This is a genomic window from Streptomyces phytophilus, from assembly GCF_013870535.1.
GTDB classification, from domain to species: domain Bacteria; phylum Actinomycetota; class Actinomycetes; order Streptomycetales; family Streptomycetaceae; genus Streptomyces; species Streptomyces phytophilus.
Genome location: NZ_JACBXC010000226.1, coordinates 1 through 6720, shown reverse-complemented (window position 1 = coordinate 6720; position 6720 = coordinate 1). Strand labels below are relative to the sequence as shown.

9 protein-coding genes are annotated in these 6720 nt (G+C 69.3%); all 9 read right to left on the bottom strand.

What is annotated here, in order from left to right:
• Positions 1-334 (bottom strand): RNA polymerase sigma factor (locus tag H5J30_RS13210; protein WP_181787626.1); only part of this gene is annotated, 334 nt, incomplete at its 3' end.
• A 189-nt stretch (positions 335-523) separates the two neighbouring features.
• Positions 524-859: a metal-sulfur cluster assembly factor gene (locus tag H5J30_RS13205; protein WP_181787625.1), complete on the bottom strand. Its 336-nt coding sequence runs from the start codon at positions 857-859 to the stop codon at positions 524-526.
• Positions 856-1308, bottom strand: coding sequence for a Fe-S cluster assembly sulfur transfer protein SufU (sufU, locus tag H5J30_RS13200; protein WP_018835705.1), 453 nt, complete (start codon positions 1306-1308; stop codon positions 856-858). The genes H5J30_RS13205 and sufU overlap by 4 nt, the downstream gene beginning before the upstream one ends.
• A gap of 16 nt (positions 1309-1324) precedes the next feature.
• Positions 1325-2581, bottom strand: coding sequence for a cysteine desulfurase (locus tag H5J30_RS13195; RefSeq protein ID WP_181787624.1), 1257 nt, complete (start codon positions 2579-2581; stop codon positions 1325-1327).
• Positions 2578-3369 (bottom strand): Fe-S cluster assembly ATPase SufC, encoded by a 792-nt coding sequence (gene sufC / locus H5J30_RS13190; RefSeq protein ID WP_181787623.1) that lies wholly within the window; start codon positions 3367-3369, stop codon positions 2578-2580. Before sufC ends, H5J30_RS13195 begins: the two co-directional genes overlap by 4 nt.
• 7 nt (positions 3370-3376) lie before the next feature.
• Positions 3377-3712, bottom strand: coding sequence for a non-heme iron oxygenase ferredoxin subunit (locus tag H5J30_RS13185; protein ID WP_181787622.1), 336 nt, complete (start codon positions 3710-3712; stop codon positions 3377-3379).
• The gene (gene sufD, locus H5J30_RS13180) at positions 3709-4890 is read right to left on the bottom strand and encodes a Fe-S cluster assembly protein SufD (RefSeq protein ID WP_181787621.1); all 1182 of its coding nucleotides are present in this window, start codon (positions 4888-4890) and stop codon (positions 3709-3711) included. Before sufD ends, H5J30_RS13185 begins: the two co-directional genes overlap by 4 nt.
• A gap of 76 nt (positions 4891-4966) precedes the next feature.
• Positions 4967-6415, bottom strand: coding sequence for a Fe-S cluster assembly protein SufB (gene sufB / locus H5J30_RS13175; RefSeq protein WP_181787620.1), 1449 nt, complete (start codon positions 6413-6415; stop codon positions 4967-4969).
• Positions 6412-6720: helix-turn-helix transcriptional regulator (locus H5J30_RS13170; protein ID WP_374100976.1), on the bottom strand; the 309-nt coding region annotated here is incomplete at its 5' end. The genes H5J30_RS13170 and sufB, both read right to left, overlap by 4 nt.

The window sequence follows — 6720 nt, the reverse complement described above, 5'->3', positions numbered from 1 at the left end:
CCACGGGGTCGACACCGGTACGGGCCAGGGCGCGCAGGCCCCGTACCTCGGAACGGCGGTGCCGGCCGATGAGGTTGGCGGCGATGCCGTAGAGCCACGGCCGGGCACTGACGCGGCGGGCGTCGAAGCGCGCCCGGTTGCGGAAGGCGGCCAGGAAGGTGTCGGCGGTGATGTCGTCCGCCGCGCCGCTGCCGAGCCGGCGGGCGGCGTAGCGGTGTATGGCGGGGGCGTACCGGTCGTACAGCTCGGCGAACGCCTCGGGCCGGTCCAGCGACTCCTCGATCACGGCGGCGTCTCCGTCGACGAGCGGCGAGACGTCCTGCGGTGGTTCCACAAATCTCTCCGTGATGTCGTGCGGTGGGTCGGTCACTGGGCGGTCCCCGATCGAAAAGGTGTGAGCGGAGTGCTGTCACCTCTTGTTGCCCGATCACCCCGAACGCGTTCTCATCTTCCTTCGGCCGGAGCCGCGGAGACGCGAAAAGGCCCGCCCCGGGCGGACCGGGGCGGGCCTTTTTCGCGGATGTCAGACGTTGAAGCCGAGCGCGCGCAGCTGCTCGCGGCCCTCGTCGGTGATCTTGTCGGGGCCCCACGGGGGCATCCAGACCCAGTTGATCTTCAGGTCGTTGACGATGCCCTCGGTGGCGGCCTTCGCCTGGTCCTCGATGACGTCGGTCAGCGGACAGGCCGCCGAGGTCAGCGTCATGTCCAGGGTGGCGATGTTGCCCTCGTCCACGTGGATGCCGTAGATCAGGCCGAGGTTGACGACGTCGATGCCCAGCTCGGGGTCCACCACGTCGTACAGCGCCTCGCGGATCTCCTCCTCCTCGGCGGGCTTCGTCGTCACGTCGGTGTCGGTCATGCTGCGGCCTCCTTCAGCGCCTGGGCCGTGGCGTCTTTCCACGCCATCCAGGACAGCAGGGCGCACTTCACGCGCGCCGGGTACTTCGAGACGCCGGCGAACGCGACCGCGTCCTCCAGCACCTCCTCCATGGCGTCGTCCGGCTCGATCCTCCCACGCGACTGCATCAGCTCCAGGAACTGCTCCTGGATCCGCTGCGCCTCGGCCAGCTCCTTGCCGACCAGCAGCTCGTTGAGCACGGAGGCGCTGGCCTGGCTGATGGAGCAGCCCTGGCCCTCGTACGAGACGTCCTCGATGGTCCGCCCGTCGAGCTTCACGCGCAGCGTGATCTCGTCACCGCAGGTCGGGTTGACGTGGTGCACCTCGGCGTCACCGGCCCGCAAGCCCCGCCCGTGCGGGTGCTTGTAGTGGTCCAGGATGACGTCCTGGTACATCGAGTCGAGCTTCACGCTGTTCCCACGCCCTTCAGCCGAAGAAGTTCCGGACGTACTCCAGGCCGTCGACCAGCGCGTCGACCTCGCCCGGGGTGGAGTACAGATAGAACGACGCCCGCGTGGTCGCAGGAATTCCGTACCGCAGGCAGACCGGCCGCGCGCAGTGGTGGCCGACCCGGACCGCGATGCCCTGCTCGTCGAGCACCTGCCCGACGTCGTGCGGGTGGATGTCGCCGAGCGTGAAGGAGATCGCGGCGCCGCGGTCCTCGGCCGACGTCGGGCCGATGATCCGCAGGTCCGGCACCTCCTGGAGGCGCCCGAGCGCGTACTCCGTGATGGCGTGCTCGTGCGCCTCGACGGCCGCCATGCCGATGCCGCTGAGGTAGTCCACCGCGGCGCCGAGGCCGACGGCCTGGGCGATCGGCGGCGTACCGGCCTCGAACTTGTGCGGCGCCGGGGCGTACGTCGAGGAGTGCATCGAGACGGTCTCGATCATCTCGCCGCCGCCGAGGAACGGCGGCAGGTCGTCCAGCAGCCCCTTGCGGCCCCAGAGCACCCCGATGCCGGTGGGGCCGACCATCTTGTGCCCGGTGAAGGCGACGAAGTCGGCCTGCAGCGCCTGCACGTCCAGCGGCATGTGCGGGGCGGCCTGGGACGCGTCGACGACGACCAGCGCGCCGACCTCCTGGGCGCGGCGGACGATGGCCTCGACGGGGTTGTGCGTGCCGAGGATGTTGGAGACCAGCACGAAGGAGACGACCTTCGTCTTCTCCGTGATGACCTCGTTCAGGTCGCTCAGGTCGAGGCGCCCGTCGTCGGTGAGGCCGAACCACTTCAGCTTCGCGCCGGTGCGCTGCGCGAGCAGCTGCCACGGGACGATGTTGGAGTGGTGCTCCATCTCCGTGATGACGATCTCGGTGTCGCGGTCCACGCGGTACGGCTCGTCGGCGAAGCCGAGCATGTTGGCCACGAGGTTCAGCGACTCGGAGGCGTTCTTGGTGAAGACCACCTCGTCCCGGCTGGGCGCGTTGACGAAGGCGGCGACCTTGTCACGGGCACCCTCGTACAGCGCCGTGGCCTCCTCGGCGAGGACGTGCACGCCGCGGTGCACGTTGGCGTTGTGCCGCTCGTAGTACGCGCTGAGCGCGTCGAGCACCTGGCGCGGCTTCTGCGAGGTGGCCGCGTTGTCGAGGTACACGACCTTCTTCCCGTCGTGGACGGTGCGGTCCAGGATCGGGAAGTCCTTGCGGATCGCCTCGGTGTCGAGGAGGCCCGGCAGTGGGGTCACGCTACCTCCTCCTGAGGGTTCGCTCCGCTCACGGGGCCGCCCTTGGCATACGCTGCGTAGCCCTCTTCCTCCAGCTTGTCCGCCAGCTCCGGGCCGCCGGACTCGGCGATCCGGCCGTCCGCGAAGACGTGCACGTGGTCGGGCTTGATGTAGCGCAGGATGCGGGTGTAGTGGGTGATCAGCAGGGTGCCGACCTCGCCGGTCTCGCGGATCCGGTTGACGCCCTCGGAGACGATGCGCAGCGCGTCGACGTCCAGGCCGGAGTCGGTCTCGTCGAGGATCGCGATCTTCGGCCTGAGCAGCTCCAGCTGGAGGATCTCGTGGCGCTTCTTCTCGCCGCCGGAGAAGCCCTCGTTGACGCTGCGCTCGGCGAAGGCGGGGTCGATGTTCAGCCGCGCCATCGCCTCCTTGACCTCCTTGACCCAGGTGCGGAGCTTGGGGGCCTCGCCGCGGATGGCGGTGGCGGCGGTGCGCAGGAAGTTGGAGACGGTGACGCCGGGGACCTCGACCGGGTACTGCATGGCGAGGAAGAGGCCGGCGCGGGCGCGCTCGTCGACGCTCATCTCCAGCACGTCCTCGCCGTCGATGGTGACGGTCCCGGACGTGATCTGATACTTGGGGTGGCCGGCGACGGAGTACGCCAGGGTGGACTTGCCGGAGCCGTTGGGGCCCATGATGGCGTGGGTCTCGCCCTGCTTCACGGTCAGGTCGACGCCCTTGAGGATCTCCTTCGTGGCGTTGTCGGCCTCGACGGAGACGTGCAGGTCGCGGATTTCAAGCGTTGCCATGGTGCCTTCAGGACTCCTGGGTGAGGGAGACGAACACGTCGTCCCCTTCGATCTTGACGGGGTACACGGGGACGGGGCGCGTCGCGGGCATCCCGGAGGGCTTGCCGGTACGCAGGTCGAAGGTGGAGCCGTGCAGCCAGCACTCGATCTGGCAGTCCTCCACCTCGCCTTCGGAGAGCGAGACGTTCGCGTGCGAGCAGATGTCGTAGATCGCGAACACCTCGTCCTGGGTGAGGACGACCGACACCGGCGTGCCGCCGAGCTCCACTCGCTTGGGGAGGTCTTCCTCAAGCTCGCTCAGCGCGCAGGCGCGGACGTACGTCGCGTCGGCCGTGTCGGTCATGCGACGGACGCCTCCAGCTCGGCCTCGATCTTCTCGATGAGGCGCTTCTCGACGTCCTCGATGCCGATCTGCTGCACCAGCTCGGCGAAGAAGCCGCGGACGACCAGCCGGCGGGCCTCGTCGGCCGGGATGCCGCGGGCCATCAGGTAGAAGAGCTGCTCGTCCTCGAAGCGGCCGGTGGCCGACGCGTGGCCCGCGCCGACGATCTCGCCGGTCTCGATCTCCAGGTTGGGCACCGAGTCGACGCGGGCGCCGTCGGTGAGCACCAGGTTGCGGTTCAGCTCGTACGTGTCGGTGCCCTCGGCGGCCTTGCGGATCAGCACGTCGCCGATCCACACGGCGTGCGCGTCGGCGCCCTGGAGCGCGCCCTTGTACGCGACGTTGCTGCGGCAGTGCGGGGCGTCGTGGTCGACGAACAGGCGGTGCTCCTGGTGCTGGCCCGCGTCGGTGAAGTACAGCCCGTACAGCTCGGCCTCGGCGCCCGGACCCGCGTAGCTCGCCCGGGGGTGCAGCCGGACCAGGTCGCCGCCGAAGGTGACGATCACGGACTTGAAGCCGGCGTCCCGGCCGATGAGCGCGGACTGCTGCGCGACGTGCACGGCGCCGTCGGCCCAGTCCTGCACGGAGACGACGGTGAGCTTGGCGCCGTCGCCCAGCACGTACTCGGTGTTCTCCGCGAGCACCGCGTCGCCGGTGTGGTCGATGACGACGACGGCCTCCGCGAAGGCGCCCAGCTCGATGAGCTGGTGCCCGTACGACACCCCGCCCTCGCCGTGCACCGAGACCCGGATGGGCTCGGTGAGCTGGGTGTCCTTCGGCACGGTCACGACCGTGGCCTTCTCGAACGAGGAGTACGCCTGGGCGGCGATCCGGTCCACCGGGGTGCCGGCCCGGCCCAGGCGCGCGTCGTCGCGGCCGACGGTCTCGACGGTGACGCCGTCGGGTGCGGTGATGGCCACCTTGGGCTCGCCGGTGGCGGTGGCGCTGCCGTCGTGCAGGCCGCGGGTCCGCGCCAGCGGGGTGAAGCGCCACTCCTCCTCCCGGCCGTGCGGGACCGGGAAGTCGGCCACGTCGAAGGACGGCGGGGCGCTCATCCTGGTGGCCACGGTGGACTCGGCGGCCACCGCGATGCTTCCGGCGGCGGTGGAGCCGGCCGGGATCTTCTGGGCGTCGGCCATGACTGTTCTCGTACTCGCTTTCTCGGGGATCTTCTCGAAGGCTGTGCCGGCCTGGGTGCGGGACGCGGTGCGGCCGCTAGCCGACCGCGCCTTCCATCTGCAGCTCGATCAGCCGGTTGAGCTCCAGCGCGTACTCCATCGGCAGCTCCTTGGCGATGGGCTCGACGAAGCCGCGGACGATCATCGCCATCGCCTCGTCCTCGGACAGGCCGCGCTGCATCAGGTAGAAGAGCTGGTCGTCGCTGACCTTGGAGACAGTCGCCTCGTGCCCCATCGTCACGTCGTCCTCGCGGACGTCGACGTACGGGTAGGTGTCCGAGCGGGAGATCGTGTCGACCAGCAGGGCGTCGCAGAGCACGTTGGACTTCGAGTTCTCCGCGCCCTCGCCGATCTCGATCAGGCCGCGGTACGAGGTCCGGCCGCCGCCCCGCGCCACCGACTTGGAGACGATGTTGGACGACGTGTTCGGCGCCATGTGCACCATCTTGGCGCCGGCGTCCTGGTGCTGGCCCTCGCCGGCGAAGGCGACGGAGAGCGTCTCGCCCTTGGCGTGCTCGCCCATCAGGTAGATCGCCGGGTACTTCATGGTGACCTTGGAGCCGATGTTGCCGTCGACCCACTCCATGGTCGCGCCCTCGTAGGCCACCGCGCGCTTGGTGACCAGGTTGTACACGTTGTTCGACCAGTTCTGGATCGTGGTGTACCGGCAGCGGGCGTTCTTCTTCACGATGATCTCGACGACCGCGGAGTGCAGCGAGTCCGACTGGTAGATCGGCGCGGTGCAGCCCTCGACGTAGTGCACGTAGGCGTCCTCGTCGACGATGATCAGCGTCCGCTCGAACTGGCCCATGTTCTCGGTGTTGATCCGGAAGTACGCCTGGAGCGGGATCTCGACGTGCACGCCCTTGGGGACGTAGATGAACGAGCCGCCGGACCACACCGCCGTGTTGAGGGAGGCGAACTTGTTGTCACCGGGCGGGATGACCGTGCCGTAGTACTCCCTGAAGAGCTCCGGGTGCTCCTTCAGCGCGGTGTCGGTGTCCAGGAAGAGGACGCCCTGCTCCTCCAGGTCCTCGCGGATCTGGTGGTAGACGACCTCCGACTCGTACTGCGCGGCGACGCCGGCGACCAGGCGCTGCTTCTCCGCCTCGGGGATGCCGAGCTTGTCGTACGTGTTCTTGATGTCCTCCGGCAGGTCCTCCCAGGACTGGGCCTGCTTCTCGGTGGACCGGACGAAGTACTTGATGTTGTCGAAGTCGATGCCGGAGAGGTCGGAGCCCCAGGTGGGCATCGGCTTCTTGCCGAAGAGCCGCAGGCCCTTCAGCCGGGTCTTCAGCATCCAGTCGGGCTCGGACTTCTTGGCGGAGATGTCCCGGACGACGTCCTCGGACAGGCCGCGCTTGGCGGCGGAGCCGGCGGCGTCGGAGTCGGCCCAGCCGTACTCGTAGCGTCCCAGCCCTTCGAGCTCGGGGTGCTCCGAGGCGGCGTTCGCCTCAGTGTGGGCAGAGGCCGTGGGCGCAGTCATGCGGGGGTCCTCCCGGATGTCGGTGGCTGCCTGCGGGCGTGGTGCCCGCGGACTTCGGGGACGAACGTCGTACACACCCCGTCGCCGTGGGCGATGGTGGCCAGACGCTGCACATGGGTGCCGAGCAAGCGGGAGAAGACCTCGGTCTCCGCCTCGCAGAGCTGCGGGTATTGCTCGGCGGTGTGCGCCACCGGGCAGTGGTGCTGGCAGAGCTGCTCGCCGGGAGCCCCGGGCGCGCTGCGCGCGGTGGCAGCGTACCCGTCCGCGGAGAGCAGTCGTGCGAGAGCCTCGACCCGGCTCTCGGG